Annotated in this window: 12 protein-coding genes; all 12 read left to right on the top strand. The window is 34.5% G+C overall.

Going from position 1 to position 23228, the window contains the following annotated elements:
* Nucleotides 1–7 precede the first annotated feature (7 nt).
* The 12 genes from IEV84_RS12025 (at nt 8) to IEV84_RS11970 (ending at nt 23192) form a co-directional block, all read left to right on the top strand.
* Nucleotides 8–925 (top strand): alpha/beta hydrolase, encoded by a 918-nt coding sequence (locus IEV84_RS12025; RefSeq protein ID WP_188494519.1) that lies wholly within the window; start codon nt 8–10, stop codon nt 923–925.
* Nucleotides 926–1055: 130 nt separating this feature from the next.
* Nucleotides 1056–1595, top strand: a complete 540-nt coding sequence (locus tag IEV84_RS12020) for an RNA polymerase sigma-70 factor (protein ID WP_188494518.1) — start codon at nt 1056–1058, stop codon at nt 1593–1595.
* 188 nt (nt 1596–1783) lie between these two features.
* On the top strand, nt 1784–2959 hold the full coding sequence (locus IEV84_RS12015) for a FecR family protein (protein WP_188494517.1): 1176 nt from the start codon (nt 1784–1786) through the stop codon (nt 2957–2959).
* Nucleotides 2960–3056: 97 nt separating this feature from the next.
* A complete protein-coding gene (locus tag IEV84_RS12010) occupies nt 3057–6422 on the top strand; it encodes a SusC/RagA family TonB-linked outer membrane protein (protein WP_188494516.1) in 3366 nt (1121 codons plus the stop codon).
* A gap of 4 nt (nt 6423–6426) precedes the next feature.
* Nucleotides 6427–8034: a RagB/SusD family nutrient uptake outer membrane protein gene (locus IEV84_RS12005; RefSeq protein ID WP_188494515.1), complete on the top strand. Its 1608-nt coding sequence runs from the start codon at nt 6427–6429 to the stop codon at nt 8032–8034.
* A 215-nt stretch (nt 8035–8249) separates the two neighbouring features.
* Complete coding sequence (locus IEV84_RS12000) at nt 8250–9056, top strand: rhamnogalacturonan acetylesterase (RefSeq protein WP_188494514.1); 807 nt, start codon at nt 8250–8252, stop codon at nt 9054–9056.
* 406 nt (nt 9057–9462) lie between these two features.
* Entirely contained in the window at nt 9463–12804 is a 3342-nt protein-coding gene (locus IEV84_RS11995; protein WP_229732671.1) for a SusC/RagA family TonB-linked outer membrane protein, read from the top strand.
* 11 nt (nt 12805–12815) lie between these two features.
* Nucleotides 12816–14837, top strand: coding sequence for a RagB/SusD family nutrient uptake outer membrane protein (locus tag IEV84_RS11990; RefSeq protein ID WP_188494513.1), 2022 nt, complete (start codon nt 12816–12818; stop codon nt 14835–14837).
* A 26-nt stretch (nt 14838–14863) separates the two neighbouring features.
* Nucleotides 14864–16456: a DUF5123 domain-containing protein gene (locus tag IEV84_RS11985; protein WP_188494512.1), complete on the top strand. Its 1593-nt coding sequence runs from the start codon at nt 14864–14866 to the stop codon at nt 16454–16456.
* Between the two features lie 155 nt (nt 16457–16611).
* On the top strand, nt 16612–17610 hold the full coding sequence (locus IEV84_RS11980; RefSeq protein ID WP_229732670.1) for a pectinesterase family protein: 999 nt from the start codon (nt 16612–16614) through the stop codon (nt 17608–17610).
* 52 nt (nt 17611–17662) lie between these two features.
* A complete protein-coding gene (locus IEV84_RS11975) occupies nt 17663–20131 on the top strand; it encodes a glycoside hydrolase family 95 protein (RefSeq protein WP_188494511.1) in 2469 nt (822 codons plus the stop codon).
* A 10-nt stretch (nt 20132–20141) separates the two neighbouring features.
* Nucleotides 20142–23192 carry a glycoside hydrolase family 2 protein gene (locus IEV84_RS11970; protein WP_229732669.1) on the top strand — a complete coding sequence of 1017 codons (3051 nt, stop codon included), beginning with the start codon at nt 20142–20144 and terminating at the stop codon, nt 23190–23192.
* Nucleotides 23193–23228 lie beyond the last annotated feature (36 nt).

The raw sequence follows: 23228 nt of genomic DNA, 5'->3' as shown, positions 1-23228 counted from the left end.
ATTGATTATGAAAAAGAAATATATCATACTGAATTTATTATTTGTATTTGTGTCAGCTTCTGCCTTGGGGCAGGATTATATACCGCTTTGGCCTAAGGGGAAAATGCCCAATTCTAAGGGAATGAAGTTAGAACGTATTGAAGAACGTGAACGGGTGACTCAGGTTGATGTGCCTGGAATGTATGCTTTTTTTACTTCAAAAGAAGAAAATACAGGAGCTGCGGTTTTAATTTTTCCACCGGGTGGATATCAAAAACTGACTTACAATATTGCAGGGCTTCAACTGGCCAAATGGTTTAATACAATGGGAATAAACGCATTTGTGGTGATGTACAGAATGCCAACTTCGCCAGATTTAAAAAATCCAGCTTTTGGTCCTTTAACGGATGGACAAAGAGCCATTAAATTAGTTCGGGACAATGCTGAAAAATGGGGAATTGATAAAAATAAAATTGGAGCAATGGGGTGTTCTGCAGGAGGAGGTTTGACTGTAAATCTGGCTACTATTAATGAGGATTATTCGAAAATAAATGATACATTAGATACAACTGATTTTAAACCGAATTTCCAAATTGTGGTTTCGGGAGCAATCAGTATGAAACAAAATGCACACAAAGGAAGTCATAATCCTCTGTTGGGAGAAAATCCTTCTTTGGAGATGGAAAAGCTTTTTTCAGGAGAATTAAATGTAAGTAATACTACTTCGCCCGCTTTTATAGTTTGTGCAGCTAATGATCCAGTGGTTAATCCGTTAAATAGCATTTATTATTATGAAGCACTTTTAAAAGCCAATATAAAATCGGCTTTACATATTTTTTCGCAGGGAGGACATTCCATTGCTTTAAGAAACAATCCCGGATCTACTGAACTTTGGACAAGTTTATGCGAAGCCTGGTTAAAGGAAATGGGGTTTTTAAATAGGTGATATTTTCTTTAAATATTTTAACACTATGATTATTATTAAAAAAAGCAGGTATAATTATGCATAAATATTAATCAAAACAGCTTATATTTATATATTTGCAATTGTTAAAATTATTTTAAAAATTAATCTATTGGTAGCTGAACACAATATCATTGTTAAAAGTGAGTTACGGAAAATGTTTGACACATATTACGAAGCACTCGTAAAATATGCGAATCGATTTTTGATTTTAACAGATGAATGCGAGGATTTGGTTCAAGATGTATTTGTTGGTCTTTGGGAAAAAGAAAATACATTTCCAGATGAAACAGCTCTTAAAGTCTTTTTATATAAATCTGTACGTAATAAATGTTATAATGTTATTAAGCATAATAAGGTAAAAGATAATTATGCTGAGAATATAGTAATGTCAATCGAAGATGATAATTTGTTTTTAAATCAAATTCTTGAAGAAGAAATTGTTAGATTATTATATCGGGCTATTGATGTTCTACCCGAGAGAAAAAAAGAGATTATTAAGTTGAGTCTAAAAGGACTTACTAACAGCGAGATTGCTGAAGAACTCGATATTAAACTTCAAACCGTAAAAACTTTAAAGTCTCAATCATATACAATTTTGCGGGAACAATTTCGTGATTTGAGTACTATTATTTATTTTTTATTGATTTAAATTATTTTACAGTACTTCAATTTTTACAAGCTTTATATTATTAATTTGAAATCATAAACAACAATTTTAAAAGGTGTTGTTTATGATTTTGTTGTTTTTTTAAGTTATTTTTTTTATTAATGAAAAAAAAACAACTTTTTAATAGTACCATTACAAAATTGAGTTGTTATATATAAAACGCTAGAACTATGAATGATGTTTTTTATATAGCAGTATTAAAAATTAAAAAGAAATTAAATGTTTTATCATATTCTGAGAAAACGGAATTAGAAAAATTTCAAGGCAAGTATTCTTTTATAAATAAAGTTAAAATTAAAAATGTAATTAAAGGATTTGATATTTATTCGAAATTAGATAAAGATAAAGCTTGGGAATCAATTGAAAATAAAATTCAGGAAGAAAAGGATAAAGATGTTTTTATTTTTTATCGAAAGACTATGTATAAGTATGCAGCCGTCGCTGCAATTCTAGTTGGAGTTTTAATGACTATTTATTATTTCAAAGATATAATGTTTCAAAATGCAGTTCAGGTTTCTCCTTCAATAGTTAATTCAAATACAGTAATTCTTCCCGGAACAGATAAAGCAACTTTAACCTTAGAGGATGGTTCCGTTGTTGCTTTGGAAAAAGGAAATTCATATCATACACAAAATGCTCAAAGTAATGGTGAAGAAATTGTATATAAAAATAAAGAGGGTGTAGATAAAGATAAATTTAATTATTTGACTATTCCAAGAGGAGGACAGTTTTTACTTAATCTCTCTGATGGTACGAAAGTTTGGTTAAACTCAGAAACTCAACTTAAATTTCCAGTGAATTTTGTAGAAGGTAAAACAAGAAGTGTTGAATTAGTTTATGGTGAAGCTTATTTTGATGTTTCTCCAAGTTCAAAGCACAAAGGAGCTGGTTTTACCGTGTTACAAAAGAATCAGCAAATTCATGTTTTGGGGACAGAATTTAATTTGAAAGCTTATAGCGATGATTCAAATATCTACACCACTTTGGTTGAAGGAAAAGTAGAAATGCAATTTAATAATAGTAAACAAAATTTAATACCAAGTCAGAGAGCTGATTTTGATCTTAAAACAAATAAAGTTAAAATCGCCAAAGTAGATGTTTATAATGAGATTTCTTGGAAAGATGGTGTTTTTAGTTTTGAAGAGAAACCCCTCTATGAAATTATCAAGGTTTTATCCCGATGGTATGATTTTGAAGTTGTTTTTCAAAACCAGAATATCCGAAACCAAAAATTTAATGGTTCATTGATAAAAGATAGAGGAATTGATGAAATCATGGTCTCTATTAAAAACTATGGAATAATAAATAGTTATGAATTTAAAAATAAAACTTTAATACTAAGGTAAAAAAAAAGAGGGGTAGTAGTTTAGATGTTTAGCGGTGTCCTAACTACCTCCCTCTCCTACATTAATTAAACAATTGTCTAACTAACCCAACAAAATTATGAAAATTAATTTTACGAATGGCCGTTTTGTATATCAAAAACGGCAGCTGCTTATTATTATGATGAGAACATTTTTAATTTTATTCTGTACAACTGTTTTTAGTTTTAATTCAGCTACTACTTTTTCGCAGGAAAAAATAGCTATTGAAAAAGATCAACTAGTATCAGTAAAAGAGGTTTTTAAAATTATTCAAAAACAAACGGACTATAGTTTTCTATATCCAAATGATTTTTTTAAAAATACTCAAAAGATTCAATTGAAAAAAGGTATCATTGAAGTATCTAAATTATTGAATCAAATTGTTCTATCCGGTAATTTGAATTTCGAAGTTACGGATAAAAAAAGTATTATAGTCAGACAGGTTCCTGCACATAATATTATTGTAAAATCTGTTCAGGAATTAAAAATTTCAGGAAAAGTAACTGATGAGAATAGTCTTCCTGTTCCCGGTGCTAGTATTCTTGTTAAAGGAACTCAAATTTCTACCCAAACGGATTTTGATGGGAATTTTACAATTAGAGTGCCATCTACGGAGAGTTTTTTAGTGATTTCCTATATAGGCTATGGTACTAAAGAAATAAAAGTAAATAATCAAATAGTTATTAATTGTCAACTTTCTCCAGAAACCGCTAAATTAGAAGAAGTTGTAGTTGTAGGTTATGGAACTGTAAAGAAAAAAGATTTGACAGGTTCTATAGTTTCGATAGGGAATAAAGATATTAATAAAGTTGGAGCAACTAGTCCTATGCAGGCTTTGCAGGCTAATGCTGCCGGCGTGAATATATCTCAAAAAACAGGTTCAGTGGGAGCTGGTTTTGATATTAATATCCGTGGAATTAATTCTTTTGCAGGTCAGCAACCTTTATTTGTTGTTGATGGAATTGTTACAGAAAGTATAGATTTTTTAAATCCACAGGATATTCAGCAAATTGATATTTTGAAAGACGCTTCTTCAACAGCTATTTATGGTTCCAGAGGATCTAATGGTGTAGTAATTGTAACCACTAAATCGGGAGAAAGTGTTAAAAATAGAAAGCCATCTATTATTTATTCTGGTTTTGTAGGGGTTAGAAAAGTAGTTAACATGCCTGATTTTTTAAATAGCTATGATGAAAGTGTTTTATGGCAAAAAGATAGACAGGTAGCCCGAGATTTAGTTCAAGGTGTGCCAATTGTGGATTCGCCTACTTATGGTTTTCCAAACGTTATTGTAAATGGAGAAAACTACTGGGCAAAAAATTTAGCAGAACGAAATGGAACAAATTGGTTGGATGCGTTTTTGAAAAATAGTACACAGCAAAATCATTTTATTTCTGCTAATGGTGGTTCGGATATGGTTAATTATGTAGTAGGTTTTGGTTATCAAGGAGATAATGGGAATGCTGTAGGACAATGGTACAAAAAATACAATTTTAAGGCAAGTGTGGATGCTAAGGTAAATGATAAATTTTCAATTGGTACCAATATTAATTTAGCATTTTCAGAGCAAGAATTGGTTTCAAGACAAGGCTATACACATCAATTGTTTAGAATGCCAACATTTGCCCCTGCTTTCAATACTGACGGGAGTGTTATTCAATCTCCAATGCTAGGAATCTCAAGTAATGTAAGTCCCTATACGTTTTCTGACGGTAAGTCGGGATGGAATGTTGAGCAGTTTAATATTATCTCAAATTTTTATTTAAAATTCAATCCTATAAAAAGCTTGACATTTAAATCAACATTTTCTCCAAATGCAAGAATTCAAAGAGATGGTGAGTATAAAGATCGATTTGCTACAAGATCGATTTCAATTGCCAGATTCTGGACGAACAATAGGCTTTCTTATGTTTGGGATAATCAGATAAATTATACTAAGGAATTTGGAGAACACAATATTTCGTATGATTTTGTACAGTCAGCAACTTTTGATCGTATGGAAAGATCTTTTTCTTTCGGTAGAGATGTTCCTTTTAATTCTTCCTTTTATAATGTTCAAAGCGCACCACAACGTGATGCCGAAACAGGATTTAGTAAGAGTACTATTTTGTCTTATACAAATCGTGTGAATTACTCTTATAAAGGAAAGTATTTGTTGACTGGAACGATGAGATGGGATGGTGCTTCAAGGTTAGCCGAAGGTAACAAGTGGGCTTCTTTCCCTTCTGCAGCAGCTGCATGGAAAATGAATGAAGAGTCGTTTTTAAGAAATGTTTCGCAAATTGATAATTTAAAGTTACGATTGAGTTATGGTTATACAGGTGGATATGGACCGATAGGTGCTTATGCAACTCAGTCATCGTTAAATAGACAAAAATATTATGATTGGGATGGGACAATTGCTAATGGATTTGTGCCAAGTGAATTAGCTAATACTGACTTGACCTGGGAGCGAACAAGAGAATGGAATTTTGGTACTGATTTTGGTTTTTTTGGAAATAGGGTGACCGGAGAAATTAATCTTTACGACCGATTGTCAAAAGGGACTATTTTGAGTAGAAAGTTGGCTGTGCCAACAGGTTGGACTTCAATGTTTGATAATGTAGCTTCAATTAGCAATAAAGGGCTTGAGGTTCAGTTGAAAACGGTAAATGTTGACAAAGGAGATTTTAAATGGGAAACCAGTTTTATTTTCTCTTCAAACAAGAATAAGATTGTTGATTTGTACGGTAAAAAAGAAGATGATGTTCCTAACAGATGGTTCATTGGTCAACCTGTAAATGTTGTTTATTCAATGGTATTTGATGGGGTGTGGCAAAAAGACGAATTGGCTCCGACAAATCAGCAGGCATTAGAAGGTACAGCCAAAGTAAAAGATTTAAATGGTGATGGGGTGATTGATATTGATAACGATATGAAAGTTTTGGGTTCTCCAAATCCAGATTGGATAGGGACTTTTTCAACTACATTTACTTATAAAAATTGGGACCTCTCGGCTACAGTATTTACCAAGCAAGGTGTTTTTCAGTACAGTCCATTTCATCAGGAATTTACTGACTTTAACAGTAAGGTGATTTTGGACGTACCTTATTATGTAAGAGAAAATCCTATTACACCAGCGAGAAAATCAAATACATATCCTCAGGCTTCTTATATGGGGCAATATTGGGGTGAAGATGCAGAAGATTATGGCTATCCGGGATTTAGTAAAGATGCTTCTTTCGTCCGTATTCAAAACATCACATTAGGATATAATTTAAATCCGGAGTTGTTATCTAAAATAGGTTTGGCAAGCATGCGTTTGTATATGAACGCATTAAATCCTTTTACGTTTACTAAGTATGATGGTTTTGATCCGGAATGGGCAGGAGCTGATATGTCGGGTGTTGATGCTTCAAATACTGGTTATGCTATTTATCAACTTGGTGTAAATATTAAATTTTAAGATTATGAAAAGTATAAAATCAAAAATATATGCAATCTTTTTAGGGTTATCAATTATAAGCTGTTCAGGGTATTTAGAAGAAGAAAATTTAGGGAATACAACTGCGGAAAATTTTTATAGAACAAAAAATGGTTATGAAGGTTTGGTAAATGCTACTTATGCTACTTTACGTGATGTTTATGAACCAACTCCTTATGTTTTTTGCGCGGGAACTGACTTGTTTTTTGCAGCTCATGCAGAAGTCCCTTTAGGATTAGCATCTTATCAAACCTTGACACCCGGAGAAGCTAATGTCGAAAGATTGTTCAGAAGCTTGTATCAAAGTATTCAAATTTCCAATTTAGCTTTGTATCATGCAGGAAAAACGGAGGATTTTCCTGAGCTAGAAAGCAGAATTGCTGAAGTTAAAACTTTAAGGGCTTATTATTATTTCATGTTAGTTCAGGAATTTGGAGATGTTTCTATTGTTGAAAATTTGGTAAATGAACCAATTACACATTTTGAAAGAAAACCAGCCAGTGAAGTTTATCAATTTATTATTGATCAATTGAATGAAGCTATAGCAACATTGCCGGCTACCCAAACAAATTTCGGGAGAGTTACTAAACGTGCTGCACAACACATTTTAGCAAAGGTATATTTGACAAGAGGTTATGAAGTTTATGGGAATGGAACCGAAGATTTTGAGATGGCTGCTTCTTTGGCAGACACAGCTATAAATGGACAAGGACTTAATTTACCATATGGAGATTTGTTTAAATATAAGAATGATAAAAATGAAGAAATTTTATGGTCAATTCAGTATAATAAGTCTCTTTCAGGAGAGGTTTCTCATAACTGGGATTATCCTTGGGGACCTTTAGTTCAGGGAGCTAATGATGGAGTTGTGAAAAAAAATGCATTGCATCCAACAGAGTATTTATTTACTTTATTTGAAGATAACGATACCCGTTTTGAGGGAACCTTTTTAAATATAAAAACGGCACCTTATAGCGGTTATATTTTAAATCCGACAACTACTCCAGTTGAATATTATTATCCAAGAACTGCTGCACAAATCGCAGCAGTGCCAGCCTGGAGAGCAGCCGATCCTGCTAATAGAACGAATACTATCATTTCTCCAATTGGTGCACATTGGTGGGATGGTTTAAATCAGGTTGATTATCCTGCTTTGAAGAAATTTGACAGAGTGCAAACTGCTACGCCTTCTGTACAATATACGCATGATATTTACTTGGCAAGATTAGGAGAAACTTATCTTATAGCGGCAGAAGCCTATTTGCAATCTAATAATTCTACAAATGCTGTTGCCCGAGTAAATACAGTAAGACAGAGAGCAGGAGCTTCAATAGTAGCCAATGTCACACTTGATTTTATTTTAGATGAAAGAGCTCGCGAATTGGCTGGTGAGGGCTTTAGATGGCTGGATTTAAAACGTACGGGAAAATTGATAGATTATACTAAAGTTAGAAATCCGGATATTAAAGCTCTTTTTGATGGAGGCATGAATCCGTTTATGGGTGTTGGTGGACAATTAAAAATTTTGCGTCCGATACCTTTGGCAGTTATTTCATTAGATAGTGGTGATTATCCGCAAAATCCTGGATATTAAATTGTTTCTTTGGTTAGTTTGGTTTCGAAGGCAGATCGTAAGATCTGCCTTTGATTTTTTGTATTTTATTATTTTGATAGAAAAAGAAGTGGAATTTACACCGAAGCGCATAAGTTTGATATTCAACTCCATACCTTCTGGCTGTTTCACCCTGGATTGATCCGACGGCTGATTACATCAATGATTTTCTAACTAAAGTTTTTAATAAATAATAAATGAGAAAATTTATAATCCCTGCAGTTTGTGCGATAGCCAGCGTAATTATTATGGCTTTTAGCATAAAGAAATCAAATGCAACTACTGTTTATTTAATCGGCGATTCGACTATGGCGGATTATGCCAATAATTACGAACCGGGTAAAGATTACATGAAAACCCGATTTCCAGTTACGGGATGGGGACAGGTTTTTCAGCAGTTTTTGGTTAAAGACAGCTTGCAAAAAGTAAATAAATTAATAAAAACCCAAAGTGCTGTTGTGGATGACCGCGCCAGAGGAGGTCGCAGTACACGAACGTTTTTTCAGGAAGGAAGATGGCGTGCGGTATTTGAAAAACTTAAAAAAGACGATTTGGTGCTGATGCAATTTGGACATAACGATGGATCAGAAACCATGACCGAAAGATATGTTCCTATAGAAGGGTACAAAGAATTTTTGAGATTGTTTGTAAGCCAATCCAGATCCAAAGGAGCACGACCAATTATTTTGACACCGGTTGCCAGAAATTATCCTTGGAAAGACGGGAAATTACAAAATGTACACGGATTATATGATCAAGCAGCAAAAGATGTTGCTCAAGAATTGAAAGTTCCTCTTATAGATTTGAATAAAAAATCAATGGATTTTTTCACTAAAAAAGGAGAGACTTTTTCAGCCGAAAATTATTTTATGAATTTCCCGGCCGGTAAATATGAGGCTTATCCGGAAGGTCAAAAAGACAATACCCATTTTCAGACTAAAGGCGCGGTTGAGGTCGCCCGAATGGTTTTTGAGGGGATGAAAGAATTAAATTTGAATAATTAATTTTAATTTAAAAACACTTTTGATATTGTCTGTAATTTGCTGATAACCTCTTATAATTTGTTTTGAAAAGAGCTATAAATTTCGATTTGTAGCTCTTTTTTTTTGTGAGTATGATTTTTAATACATATTAAATAAGCTGTTGGAATTTTTGAAAATGTTCTTTACCTGTTGATTCTGATGCGTTGAAAAGATTGGTGTTTGTGTAATATGTCCCCTTTCAAATTGTGTTTTGACCCTATGTATTGAAAGACATAAATCTAGTTTTGTGTATTACTAAACGAACTAATGTTAAACCTTTTAAAAAAGTATTTATGATTATTTAATAAACATGTCAAAAAGAACTGATCGAATAATTCGATTCAGGGAAAAACACAAAAAAAAAATTAACTAACTAAACCAAAAAATTATGAATAACAAGTTGTCAAGGAAAAACTTTGGCTCTGCTAATGCTTTGATAGAAAAAAAGCATTTAGCTTTATTAGTTATGGTAGCTTTTTCATCTATTGTTTATGGAAAAACTAATACGCTGTTGAATGATGCCGTTTCGGAAAAATTTAAGGAAAAGAAATCTGTGTTAGCTGTTCAACAACAGACAAAAATATCAGGAAAGGTTTCCGATGATAAAGGACTTGGAATTCCGGGAGTGTCGATTCTTGTTAAAGGAACTAAAAAAAGCACAATTACAGATATGGATGGAAATTTTGTACTACCTGATGTTTCTTCAAATGCTGTTTTAGTCTTTACTTATATCGGGATGGAAACTCAGGAGATTCCTGTATCTGGAAAGAAAATAGTTAATGTACTCATGCAGGAAACCTCCAGCAAACTTGAAGAGGTAGTAGTTATTGGTTATGGAACTGCAAAACGAAAAGATTTAACGGGCTCTGTTGCATCTGTAAACATGAAGGATTTAAAGGATATTCCGGCTACCAATGCTTTACAGGCTATAGCAGGTAGATTAGCCGGAGTTAACGTAACTATTACTGAAGGAGCTCCAGATGCCCGAATTAATGTACGTGTAAGAGGGGGAAGTTCCATCACTCAGGATAATTCTCCTTTGTATATAGTGGATGGTTTTCAGGTAAACAGTATTAATGATATTCCTCCTGGTGACATTGAAACTATCGATGTACTTAAAGATGCTTCATCAGCAGCTATCTACGGTTCTCAGGGAGCTAATGGGGTAGTGTTGATAACAACCAAATCTGGAAAAAAAGGAAAAGTTGAGATTACAGCAAATGCTTATACAGGTTTAAAAAAGACTTATAATCTAACGGATGTTTTATCTCCTTATGAATATGTATATTTTCAAAAAGAGATTGATCCGGGATCAAGTGTTTCGGGTACCAGTTTTTATTCTGCTTATGGTTTGTGGAGTGATATTGATATTTATAAATCAAAAAAAGGATTCGACTGGCAGGAAAAATTATATGGTAATACAGGTTTTCAAACCCATACTGATTTAGGTTTAACCGGAGGGGATGAAAAAACACAATATAAGGTTAATTATACTCATGATTTTGAGGATTTTATAATGATAAATTCTTCTTATAAAAGAGATTATCTGAGTTTTAAATTAAATAAAGAGATTAGCTCAAAATTTCGTTTGGATTTTAACTCCAGATTTTCAAATACAATCATTACCGGACCTAGTGTTTCCAGTGGAAGTAAACTAAGAGACGGAATCAAATATGCGCCAGTTAGAAGTTTAACTTATCTGGATCCGGGTGCTTTTTTGGGTACTAGTGATAATATTACTTCTGCTGAGGCTTTAAGTAGTTTGAATGATCCGATTTATAATATTTCAAACGAATATAAAGAGCAAAACAATCTTAATATTACAATGAATGGAGGGTTAACTTATAAACCATTTAAAGGAATTACTATTGTTTCTCAGGGGAGTTATGCTGTAAATAGAAATTTTACCGATAATATTTGGTTAAAAAATACAGGTGAGGCCAGTGCTAATGGAGGTCAGCCGGTTGCTCGACGTCAGGATGTAAAAGGGGTTGATTGGTCTATGCAAAATACGATAAGTTACGATGGAAGCTTTAGTAATTCAAATCATCGATTGAATGTTTTATTAGGTCAGGAAGCACGTGATTCACACACTAACGAAACATTAATACAGTCAAAATTTTTTCCTGATGATTTTAATGCTAAAGATGTATTGGCTATGTGGAATTATGGAACTCCATTACCAACTTATACCACGATTAACGAGCCTACCAGAACGGCTTCTTATTTTGGACGTATCAATTATACATTACTGAATAAGTATATTTTTAGTGCGACTTCAAGATTAGATGGTAAGAATGTATTTGCACCAAAAAACAGATGGGGCTTCTTTCCTGGAGCTGCTTTTGCCTGGAAATTATCGGAAGAGAAATTTATGGAAAAAACGAAAGACTGGTTATCTAATGCTAAGATACGTTTAAGTTATGGTGAAGTAGGGAATGCCCGAGTGGGATCTTACTGGAGACAAGATTATACTTTTGAATCATCTGCTAACAGATTGATTTATATAGGTAATAATGCTCAGAGTACTTTAAAACCTTCGACAACTTTAAAGAACGAAAACCTGACCTGGGAAACTACAGTTTCAACTAACTTAGGTCTTGATTTAGGATTTTTTAATCAAAGATTAAATTTGAGCGTTGATGCTTATCAAATAGATACTAAGGATTTAATTCTTGCAGTTGCATTACCTTCTAATTCAGGATATACATCACAATATCAAAATATAGGGAGTACTTCTAATAAAGGGCTGGAGTTTACTTTAACAGGAGATATTATTGATGCAGATCAATTCAAGTTGTCAGCTAATTTTAATATAGCATTTAATAAAAATGTAGTAAAAAGTTTGGACGGTTCTAATGAAATGATTGCTGCTGCAAATTGGGCTCCCAATGTAGGACGTGATGATTACAGAGCCAGAGTAGGACAACCGGTGGGATTAATGTATGGCTATGTTTCAGATGGTTTTTACAGTTTTGACGATTTTACGTATGATACCACTCAAAAGAAATGGATTTTGAATCCGGGAGTAGTAGATGCTTCTAAAGTAATCACAACTTCGGGGAATTATTTTGGGCCGGGACACATGAAACTTAAAAAATTAAGTGGTACAGGTACGGTTATTAATCCGGATGAAGACCGTAAAGTTATTGGTAGAGCACAACCAAAACATACAGGAGGATTTTCAATCAATACTTCGTATAAAGGATTTGATTTGTCGGCTATGTTCAATTGGTCGTATGGTAATGATATTTACAATGCCAATAAAATTGATAATACTACTTTCAGCGGTTCTAAGCGTTATAATAATGCAAGTTCTATTATGAGTTTAGAAAATCGTTTTACAACCATCGATCCAACTACAGGAAACAATATTATGTTTGGTAACGATGCCAATCCGCAGTTGTTACAAGATATTAATCAAAACGCAACAATATGGCATCCATTATCCAATTCTACTATAATTACCGATTGGGCAATTGAAGACGGTTCTTTTTTAAGGCTTGGTAATTTAACATTGGGCTACACGCTTCCTGAAAGTATTGCAAAGGGAAAATTTGTTCAAAAAATCCGATGCTATGTAACGGGAAATAATTTAAAAGTTTGGACAAAATATTCAGGACAAGATCCAGAGGTAAGTACAGGCAGTTCCCCATTAACACCAGGATTGGACTGGTCAGCCTATCCAAAAGCCAGAACAGTTTTATTTGGAGCTAACGTAACATTTTAATTAAAAAGATTATGAAAAAAATAATATACTATTCTTTCATTATTGTTGCTTTGGGATTGTTCTCCTGTAGTGATGATTTTTTGGAAACAACTTCACCTTCTAAATTAAGTTCAGAAACGGTTTTTAAAACACCATCAATGGCTAAAGCCGCTATTATGGGAATTTACGGAAAGATGACCGACACGTACATTTATGGTCAAAAGTTATCGGTAAACTGGCAGGGAGTTTCAGATATCGAAACCAATTCAGGGTTTTCTACTACAGGTTATAATTCGACCAGTAGTGATTCGGGCGCAGGTAATTTTTATGATGATCCTTATAATCAGACGACTAAATGGCAAACTTTGTTTGAACTGGCTGAATTGGCTTCTACAGCTGTAGATGGAATTAGGAATTCACCAATCTTCGAGACCAGAGCTGCCGAAATGAAACCCTTATTAGGAGAAGCCTTAACACTTAGGGCATTGGCTTATTCCGAATTGGTAAAATATTGGGGAGATGTACCATTTAAGAGAGAAGCTTCAAAATCAGATCTTACTAATGTTTATATGGGTAAAACCGACAGAGATACTATTTATGCGGGTTTAGTTGAAGATTTGACAGAAGCTGTTCAATATTTACCATGGTTAAAAACAAATGCCGAATATTCAACTGTTGAGCGTATTTCAAAAGGTTTCGCAAAAGGACTTTTGGCTAAAGTGGCACTTTATGCAGGAGGATGGTCTCTAAGAGATGGAAATTTGTTTCCAGACGCCAATTTAGAACACCATCCAACTATAGTAGAAGAAAATGGTTATTATGTAGGGAGAGTTAAAAACTGGCAGGATTATTATCAAATTGCGGCTCAACAAACAGCTGAAATTTTAGGCAGCACTGAGAATCCACATACACTAGATCCGAGTTATGAAAATATTTGGAAAACGGTATGTAGTTTACAGCAAAATGCCAGTAATGAAAATCTTTTTGAAGTGGCATTCGGTCTTGGGAACAATGGAGATATTGGTTCATTGATGGGCTATGAAGTAGCCGGAAATACAAAATATGGAACCAGAGGTTTTGGAGGTAGTTATGTGTCTTCTCAAGCCTATTACTTCTATTCTTTTGATCGTGATGATAGCCGTCGTGATGTTACTTTAACCTGGACAAATTATACTAGTGAGAATAAGGAAGGTCTAAAAAATGATCCTTTAAGTGTAAGTTTTGCAAAATGGCGAATTTATTGGATGGCACCGTCTTATTTAGCCTTGCATAAAACAGCTAATTCCCGCATTGCTACAGGGGTAAACTGGATATTAATGAGATACTCTGATATATATCTAATGTTTGCCGAAGCACAAAGTCAGTTAGCCAGTCCGGATGCCGTTAATAGTACTGCAGGAATGTCTCCGCGTCAGGCTTTGGAGAAAGTAAGAGAGCGTGCTTTTGGTGCTGGTTCTCCAAAAATTAAACAATATGATGCTGATTTTTTTAATGCAATTGTAAACGAGCGCGCTTGGGAATTTGGTTGTGAATCCATTCGTAAAGGGGATTTATCACGTTGGGGTTTATTATACGATAAGATCGAAACAATGAAAAAAACATTGTGTTTAATGCTTGATAATAAAGTGCCTGTAACTATTTTTGATAAAACCTATCAACCGTCAGATTTCCCGCAAACGGTGTATTATAAGTTTAAAAATTCCGAGTTTATAGACCAGAGTTCCATTAATTTCTATACCAATCTTGGAGCAAGTCCGGGTCCGGAATATTTATCTAAATCATGGTTTCCTAAAGATGCGATTAAACCAATAAGTGGAACCAATACGAATTATAAAGAATGGCCAACTAAAGTTTTACTGGCAGCAACAGGTATAAATAAACAATATGATTATTCCGGTTTTCTGAGTTCAATGACAAATGGTGGTGACATTCAGGCAAATCTTGCCCAATATACGATGGGTAATAAGAGTTGTAATTACCGACAATATTTTGCCATCTATTACGAAGATATATTTGAGTCGAAAGGATATTTAGTAAATTCTTTTGGGTATTAGACTTTAAAAACTAAATTTTAATTTAAATGAAAAATAGTATATTAATTTTTGTGTTTTCCATACTCGCTTCTTTTATGATGAGTTGCGAAAAAGATTATAACGATTGGGTAGTAGAGTCCGGTCATGACCGATTATTTAAGTCGTTGATATTTGAGGTTTCAAAAGTGCAGTCCACTTCGGTTGAACTTAAATTTACAAAAGGAATTGGGGCAACTAAATATATTTTCGAATTTAGTAAAGACAATTTGGAATTTAAAGAAATCGTAAAAACGGTTGAAATTTCTGCAGCTTCCTTAGTTCCTTTTGCCACTTCTCCTAATCAGGCCAAAGTGGAGTACAGGGAATTATTCACCGAATTGGATGGAACTACCGGTTATTCGGTTAGAATGAAGAGTATTGATGAAACAACCGGATTAGAATCGGGTTATAACCAGATTTACTTTGAAACTCCTGCAGAACAACTTTTTACTAATTATTTTCCAACAACCAGCAGTATAAAATTACAATGGACAGTGACTCCCCGGGTTACTAATGTAGTTTTATATGATGAACAAATGCAGGTAATTAAAGATGTTGTATTGTCTCCAGAGCAGAAAACTACAGGAATGGTAACTTTTGATAATCTGACTATTGGAACAAAATATATTGCCAAGATTTTTAATGAAACAAATAATCGTGGAACTTTAAATGTACGTACTTCCGGAATTGCTAATAGTACTGTTTATAATGTATTAACTACTGATGACGCATCAGCTATAGGAACAGCTCTTTCCAATTTGGTTGTAGGAGGAGCTACTAATATTACTGTTGCTTTTGCTGAAGGAACAACATATAATATCGGTGGAGATATTACAATTCCTACCGGTGTTAATGATATTGCTTTTGTGGGTACTGCTGACAGTAATGGAAATCTGCCAGTATTGTCAAATGCAAGGTTTAGAGTCCAAACTCAAATTAACAATCTTATCATTCAATATTTGCAAACAACATCTTCCGGTTCTTTTTTCGTTGAGTTAAACGGAAAAACGGCCAAAGATATTTTTATTGAAGGCTGTAAAGTTTCCAATATAAATTCTATTGTCAGAATAAGCAGCGGTACCATTTTGAATGATATAAATGTCACAAATACATGGATTTCAAACACAGGAGGCTGGGGAGTATTTAATGTTGGTTCGGGAACTACAGTAAATTCAATCAATGTGTCAAATTGTACATTTACCGAAATCAGTACAAGATTTGCCGATGTACGTGTGGCTACTAAAGTTAATTTTAGCAATATTACCTGTGTCAATATTACAATGGCAATGAGTCATTTGTGGCTTTTTGATAACAATAAACCAGCTCAGGTTTCGCTGCAAAATTTAATTTTGGCCGGTCCAAATGGCGGAGCTAAAATTAACAGTACAAACGGGAATTATGGTAATATTCCGATGTCTTATGCAGGAAGTTATAAAACAAATGATTTAATTGTAGATACAAGACCATTTACTGGAATAACAGAAGTTCCTTTAAATATTTATGGATTGTTTGTTGACCCTGCTAATGGAGATTTCCATATCAAAGAAGGAGTAGGATTTGCAGGAACAGGTGTAGCCGGTGATAAAAGATGGTTTGATTAATGATGAATTAGTTATTAATAGGGGAGAATTCCTGAAGAATTCTCCTCTTTTTTAAAAAAGAATTAGTTCAAAATTTGTATGAAATGTTTAGTGTTAATTGTTGTATTTTAATCACAATAAAAAAATACTACTAATGATTAATAAAAATAAAAATAATGATTGCAAAATTTTTAATGGCTTCTGTGTTTTTAATGAGTAGTTTTTCAGCAGAAGCAGCTAATGATTCTCTAAGTACTAAAACTCCAATCAAAAAAGTTAAATACGATATAGTAGTTGCTCAGGACGGAAGTGGTGATTATAAAACGGTGCAGGATGCTTTGAATTCGGTAGCATCTCTTAAGACAACAGAGACCAGAATTTTAATAAAAAATGGCATTTATAAAGAGAAATTGGAAGTAATCAAAGATAAGAATAACATTAGCTTAATTGGAGAAAGTAAAGAAAATGTTATCCTTACTTATGATGATTATGCTTCCAAGAAAAATAGTGAAGGAAAAGAAATTGGAACATCCGGATCAGCCAGTTTTATTGTTACAGCCGATAATTTTAAAGCTAAAAATATCACCTTCGAAAATTCATCAGGACCTGTTGGACAGGCAGTGGCGGTAAGGGTTGATGGTGATAAAATTATTTTTGATAATTGCAAATTTCTGGGTTTCCAGGATACCTTGTATCCGCGAAGTACAGCCAGCAGCCAGTATTATAAAAATTGCTATATCGAAGGAACAACCGATTTTATTTTTGGTGCTTCAACGGCTGTTTTTGATCAATGCGAAATTTTTGCTAAAAAAGGAGGTTCCTACTTAACCGCAGCCAGCACTTTGGAAAACACTCCTTATGGCTTGGTGTTTTTAAATTGCAAATTGACTACAAATTCAGAAAATAGCAGCTATTATTTAGGAAGACCCTGGCGACCTTATGCTAAAACAGTTTTTATTGAATGCGAAATGGCTGCACATATTAAACCGGAAGGCTGGCATAACTGGAGTAAACCGGAAGCAGAAACTACCACTTTTTATGGCGAATATCATTCTACAGGAAAAGGAGGAAACACCGCTTCACGTGTGAGTTGGTCTCATTTGTTAACATCAGAACAATTTTCTAAGGAATATACACTTGCAGCTATTTTTAAAGATTGGGTTCCTGTTTTGTAGGTTTTAGAAATTAGGAATATCAGAAACTTTCATTAAACATAAAGAATAGAAAATGAATCGAATTAAGATTATTGCCGGCTGTTTAGTGCTGTCTATAAGTGTTTTTCAGGGAAATGCCCAACAAAAATTAAAATTGCAATACAATACGCCAGCGACCAATTGGAACGAAGCTTTGCCTTTAGGAAATGGCCGTTTAGGTGCTATGGTTTTTGGAAATCCTCAAAAAGAGGAACTGCAATTAAATGAGGAAACCGTTTGGGCTGGTGAACCGGGGAATAATGTGCCTAAAAATGTTTATCCAAATATTGAAGAAATTAGAAAATTACTTTTTGCGGGTAAAAATAAAGAAGCTCAGGATTTAGCTAATACAACATTCCCGAGACAGGCACCTGCTAATCTTAATTACGGAATGCCGTATCAAACCGTGGGGAGTTTATGGATTGAATTTCCCGGTCATGAAAGTTTTACAGATTATAAACGAGACTTAGATATAGAAAAAGCGGTTTCGTCTGTGAGTTATAAAGCAAACGGAGTAACATATAAAAGAGAATTTTTTGCTTCTTTTGCAGACGATGTTATTTTGGTAAAATTAACTGCCGATAAGAAAAAAAGCATTAGCTTTTCGTTGTCGGCAACAACTCCGCAAGTGGTTCATAATTTTAAGACAAAGGATAACAAACTATTTTTTGAAGGGACAACGGCAAGTGTTGATAATAAAATAGGTAAAGTGAAATTCATTGGAGAAGCGGCCTGTACTTTACAAGGAGGAAAACTAACTGCAACTTCTGATAAGTTAACCGTTAAAGATGCTGATGAAGTTATCATTCGTATAGCTATTGCGACTAATTTTAAAAATTACAAAGATTTATCGGCAAATCCTTCTGAAAAAAACGCTGCAACTTTAGTTAAAGCTTCTAAGAAAACTTATGCCAAATCTTTTCAAGATCACGTTATTGCCTACCAAAAATATTTCAACAGAGTATCTTTATATTTAGGCAATTCACCTCAATCCAATAAAACAACTGATGTGAGGATTAAGGAATTTGGAACTTCTTATGATCCGCAACTAGTAGCGCTTTATTTTCAGTTTGGAAGATATTTATTGATTTCAAGTTCACAGCCGGGTAATCAGCCGGGGAATCTTCAGGGAATTTGGAATCATAAATTATCGCCTCCATGGGACAGCAAATATACGGTGAACATTAATACTGAAATGAATTATTGGCCGGCGGAAATAACCAATCTGAGCGAAATGCACCAGCCGTTGTTTAGTATGCTGAAAGATTTGGCAATAACAGGGAAAGAAAGTGCTTCAGAAATGTATCACGCCCGAGGCTGGAATATGCACCATAACACTGATTTATGGCGAATGACAGGAGTGGTTGACGGTGGTTTTTATGGTCTTTGGCCAATGGGAGGCGCCTGGCTTACCCAACATTTGTGGCAACATTATTTGTACACCGGAGACAAAGCATTTTTAAAGGAATATTATCCTGTTTTAAAAGGCGCGGCGCAATTTTATCTGGATGTACTACAGGAAGAACCGGAACACAAATGGTTGGTGGTAGCGCCATCAATGTCTCCTGAGAATACCTATGAGAAAAGTGTAGGTGTTTCTGCCGGAACAACAATGGATAATCAATTGGTTTTTGATACTTTCAATAATATCGTTAATGCTGCTAAAGTTTTAGAAACCGATAAATCTTTTGCCGATTCGGTTGCGGTTGCCTTAAAAAGATTACCACCAATGCAAATAGGACAATATTCGCAATTGCAGGAATGGCTTCACGATTGGGACAAACCCAATGACCATCACAGGCACATTTCGCATTTGTACGGATTGTTTCCATCAGGACAAATTTCACCATTCAGGACACCACAGTTAATAGAAGCTGCTAAAAATACCCTGATTTCCAGAGGTGACGTTTCTACAGGATGGTCAATGGGGTGGAAAGTCAATTGGTGGGCGCGATTATTAGATGGAAACAGAGCTTTTAAACTGATAAAAGACCAACTGAGTCCGGCACCTATGGAAACTAAAGGTCAACAGGGAGGAACTTATCCGAATCTTTTAGATGCGCATCCGCCGTTTCAAATTGATGGTAATTTTGGTTGTACAGCCGGAATTACCGAGATGTTATTGCAAAGTTATGATGGTGCGATTTATGTGCTTCCTGCTTTGCCTGATGATTTTAAAAGTGGAAAAGTTTCAGGTTTAAAAGCTAAAGGTGGTTTTGAAGTAGCTATCGAATGGGAAAATGGCAAGGTAAAACAACTAACAGTAAAATCGGCTTTAGGAGGAAATTGCAGATTGCGTCTCGCATCCAATGTCATGTTAGTAGGTGATGTAAAATTAGAGGAAGCCAAAGGAGATAACCCGAATGTTTTCTACAATGTAACAACTATTAAAGATCCTTTAATTTCAGAAAAAGCTGCTTTAAAAGGCTATAAATCTCCTGAAACTAAGTTGTATGATTTTAATACAGTGGCCGGAAAAACCTATGTTTTTAAAGTAAAATAATTGAATTTTTATGAAAATCAACCCCTATCAGATGAAAATTGTAGTGGCAATTTTGCTGGCTAATTTAATCAACGTAGCATCTTTTGCTCAACAACGGCTAGTGCAGGATATTTCCAATAATGACTGGAAAATGTGGCTCGATCCGGCTGCAAAATGGCAAAATGATGTGTTATTCACACCTCCTGTTGTTATAAAAAAAATGCCTGTTAATATTCCATCCGGAGGCTGGCAGGCACTTGAAAAAGGAGAAAGTAAAACAGTACATCTTCCGGCAACGGTGGAAGAATTTCATTGGGGATGGAATACGAATTCTTTTGGAGTTTCAGGAAATTATTTAGGGGTTTCCTGGTTTTCGACTCAGGTGAATGTGCCTGCATCGATGAAAGGGAAACGAATTGTTTTGCATTTTGAAAGTGTTCGTTTCAGAGCTGAGGTTTTTGTAAACCAGAAGTTAGCAGGCTATGATTTAATTAACGGGACTCCTTTTGATGTTGATGTTACTAATTTCGTAACTGTTGGAAAAACAAATTCGATAGCAGTTAGAATTACTGATCCGAATGGTAATTTCGACTGGAGAGACAGTTCCAATTATATGTGGGGCGATTACCGGACTAATCCAACACACGGTTTTGGCGGAATTACCGGAAAAGTGAGCCTTGTGGCAACAGAGAATATTTTTGTGAATGATATTTTCGTCAAAAACAAACCAACATTGAATGAAATCGATGCCGAAATTTCATTGACTAATAATACTGCAACAACTTTTAAAGGAAATGTTTTATTAGAAGTAACTGAAAGAAAAACAGGAAAATTAGTTTTCGAAAAAAGTTTTCTAATAGAAGCTGCAAAAGGAGAGAATGCACCACATTCTTTTACCATTAAAGTGGATAATGCCAAGCTTTGGGATGTTGATAATCCGAATTTATATGTATTGAAAGCTTCGCTTAAAAAGGATGATGATGTAAAAGATGTTGTAGAGAAAAAGTTTGGTTTCCGTTGGTTTGAAGTCAAAGAAGTGGATGGAGACAAGCAGTTTTATCTGAACAACAAACGTATTGTGGTAAGAACGGCCATATCCTGGGGTTTTTGGCCGATTAACGGAATTGCACCAAGCGATGAACTGGCCAAAAAACAAATTGCCGATGCCAAAGCTGTTGGTTTGAATATGCTTAATTTTCATCGTACCATTGGTCAAACTAATGTTTTGGATTATGCAGATGAAATGGGCTTGCTGTATTTTCAGGAGCCGGGAGGAAATCAATTTCCTGCGAACCAGTTCAATCCTAAAAACGAATTGGAAAAGAAACAGGCTGATTTCTATTTTGCCGCCCGCGACGAGAAGTTTTTTAGAATGATAAAACGTGACCGAAGTCATCCATCATTGGTGATTTACAATATGCACAATGAAAGAGGGGCAGAGCCACAAAAGAAAGACAGCTTACAGATGTTGGCTGGACACAAATTAGATCCAACCCGAATTATGACTTATAATTCCAGTAATGGTCCAATAAAAAAAGGAATTGATCCACGTTTTAAATTACACTTATTGCCGTATAGCAATCAGTTTTACAATATTGGTTGGTTTGATCAGCACCATGCAGGAGGTCCCGGAGTGTATCATGATAACTTATACAGCAATCCTAAAAAGTATGCAAAATACACAGATAACAAAGAGGAGATTGTGTATTACGGCGAAGAAGGAGCTATTGGTACACCGCCAAGATTGCAATTGATTAGAGACGAAATCCTGAAAAGAGGTAAGGACATTGGTTGGGAAAGCGACGATTATTTGAAATGGTATGATGCTTATGATAATTTCTTGAAGAAAAATGATTTCGAAAAGTCATTTCCTAATGTGGACAGTCTGACCAGAAAAATGGGGAATGTGTCTTTTTATTATCAGGGTCGAACAATTGAAAACGTGCGAATCAATAATACAATTGATGGTTATGCAGTGAATGGCTGGGAAAGCATGAAATTGGAAAATCATTCAGGTATAGTTGATAATTACCGAAATCTAAAGGGTGATGCCGATTTAATTGCCCGTTACAACAAACCTTTGTATGTGGCTGTAAAATTGACCAATAAGGTTTTATCGGTAAAAGATACAACGATAGTTGATTTTTTTATTGTGAACGAAAAGGATATAAAAGGAAATTTTGATTTACGGGTTAAAGCAACAAACAACAAGCAACAAACAGTCTGGACAAAAACAATTCCGGTTACAGTTACTGGTGGAATTAAATATGGCGAATTATTGTCTGCTAAAAACACTTTTGTACCTGAAACAGAAGGATATACGAAGATTACAGCTGAATTAGTTTCGAAAGATAATACTGTTGTTGCTACAGGCAGCGACGAATTATTTGCCGTTAAACTGAATAAAGACAAAATGGCTTCTAATATTATGGTTGCCGATACGACGGGCGTTATTGGAAACTATTTTAATTCTGAAAAGATTGCTTTCAAAGATTATAAAAGCGGAACTCCGTCCGGGAATTGTTTGGTTATAGGTGGTTTTAAACCGCAGCAAACAGGAAATCCATTGGTTACTGACCTTTTGGAATGGGTGAATAACGGGAATACAGTGGTTGTTGTTAATGATACCGATACCTGGGCAACTTATTTTGCCAAGAAAGAAGCCGCTGATTATAGAGGTTTTAAAATATTGGGAACATCCTGGTATGGCGGGAATTATTTTGTAAAAGATACCAAATGGTTTGAAGGCCTGCCACAATCCTGTGTTTTTAATTGGGAGTACCAATGTTTTGCAACTTATAATAAAAACCGATTAGGGCTTAGAATGTTTAACGGTGAAACTATTGTTGGTTGTGTTTCTGATCACAAACAGGAAGTCTATTCTGCGTTAAGTGTAATTCCGCACGGAAGAGGGAAAATCATTTTTTGTGCACTGGATATTTTTAGTTGTATAAAAGAAAATGCAGTTGCTAATAAAGCTGAAGGTGATGGAGAAAACGCCTCTATGAAAACTTTTAATGTGTCTGCTAAAAATAAAGCCAATATTGTAGGGCAACAACTTTTGTTGAATTTGTTAAAATAGCCTTTCAGTTTAGTATGTGTTAAATAAAAAAATATA

The organism is Flavobacterium palustre (assembly GCF_014639535.1).
Taxonomy (GTDB): domain Bacteria; phylum Bacteroidota; class Bacteroidia; order Flavobacteriales; family Flavobacteriaceae; genus Flavobacterium; species Flavobacterium palustre.
This window is presented reverse-complemented; position numbering and strand designations above follow the sequence as displayed.

Coding starts and splice junctions, on each gene's coding strand:
- IEV84_RS12025 (WP_188494519.1), top strand. CDS start 8: ATGAAAAAGAAATATATCATACTGAATTTATTATTTGTATTTGTGTCA.
- IEV84_RS12015 (WP_188494517.1), top strand. CDS start 1,784: ATGAATGATGTTTTTTATATAGCAGTATTAAAAATTAAAAAGAAATTA.
- IEV84_RS12010 (WP_188494516.1), top strand. CDS start 3,057: ATGAAAATTAATTTTACGAATGGCCGTTTTGTATATCAAAAACGGCAG.
- IEV84_RS12005 (WP_188494515.1), top strand. CDS start 6,427: ATGAAAAGTATAAAATCAAAAATATATGCAATCTTTTTAGGGTTATCA.
- IEV84_RS12000 (WP_188494514.1), top strand. CDS start 8,250: ATGAGAAAATTTATAATCCCTGCAGTTTGTGCGATAGCCAGCGTAATT.
- IEV84_RS11995 (WP_229732671.1), top strand. CDS start 9,463: ATGAATAACAAGTTGTCAAGGAAAAACTTTGGCTCTGCTAATGCTTTG.
- IEV84_RS11990 (WP_188494513.1), top strand. CDS start 12,816: ATGAAAAAAATAATATACTATTCTTTCATTATTGTTGCTTTGGGATTG.
- IEV84_RS11985 (WP_188494512.1), top strand. CDS start 14,864: ATGAAAAATAGTATATTAATTTTTGTGTTTTCCATACTCGCTTCTTTT.
- IEV84_RS11980 (WP_229732670.1), top strand. CDS start 16,612: ATGATTGCAAAATTTTTAATGGCTTCTGTGTTTTTAATGAGTAGTTTT.
- IEV84_RS11975 (WP_188494511.1), top strand. CDS start 17,663: ATGAATCGAATTAAGATTATTGCCGGCTGTTTAGTGCTGTCTATAAGT.
- IEV84_RS11970 (WP_229732669.1), top strand. CDS start 20,142: ATGAAAATCAACCCCTATCAGATGAAAATTGTAGTGGCAATTTTGCTG.